Raw genomic sequence first — 795 nt, 5'->3', positions numbered from 1 at the left:
CGGCTAACACCCTGACCAACACCGGCACCGGACGGATTTACGGGGACCAGCTCGCCCTCCAGACGGGGACCCTGAATAACACCGCACAGGACGGCAAAGCCGCCGTGATTGCGGCGCGGGACCAGCTTGACATCGGCACCGGCACGCTCAACAACCAGCATCATGCGCAGATTGACAGCGTGGGCGACATGCACATCGGCGGCCAGCTGGATAACACCTTGTCCGCGACCGGTCAGGCCCGGGTGCTCAATAACCACGCGGCGACGATGGAAGCCGGGCGCCATTTGACCATTAATGCTGACCAGATTAACAACACCAACGCCGGGTTGGTGACTCAGGTCGTCGAAACGGAAAAATCGCCCCATCACGACGCGGTATTGCGCGGCCAGACCACCCGCTATGACTGGTCACAGGTGGACACTTCTCACCACAACAAATACGGCGTGCACGAGGCCATCATGCCGGATGGCAGCCGCAGCGATAACTTTGATGAATATCAGTACACCCGGACCGTCAGGGAAACGCAGGTCACACACAGTGACCCCGGTAAAATGCTGGCCGGCGGCAATCTGACCCTCAATAGCGCGCAGGTGACCAATCACGACAGCCAAATCGTCGCCGGCGGCGCACTGGCGGGCAATATTGGCGAACTGCATAATATCGCCACCCAGGGGGAACGCATCACCACGGAGACCGGCAGCCAGACCCGCTGGTACGTCAAAAAGAAAAAACGGAACAAGCTTGGCATCGGCGGCACCAAAACCTCGCAGGGGAAAGACACCACCGGTTATACAC

At 59.7% G+C, this 795-nt stretch carries 1 pseudogene; it reads left to right on the top strand.

The features are described 5' to 3' along the window. A pseudogene (locus AM629_RS22905) lies at positions 1-795 on the top strand (hemagglutinin repeat-containing protein); the annotation flags it as partial.

Origin of the sequence: Photorhabdus heterorhabditis, assembly GCF_001280945.1 — a bacterium.
In the GTDB taxonomy this organism is placed as follows: Bacteria; Pseudomonadota; Gammaproteobacteria; order Enterobacterales; family Enterobacteriaceae; genus Photorhabdus; species Photorhabdus heterorhabditis.
The sequence above is the reverse complement of the archived record's forward strand: the minus strand, read 5'-3'. Positions and strand labels throughout refer to the sequence as shown.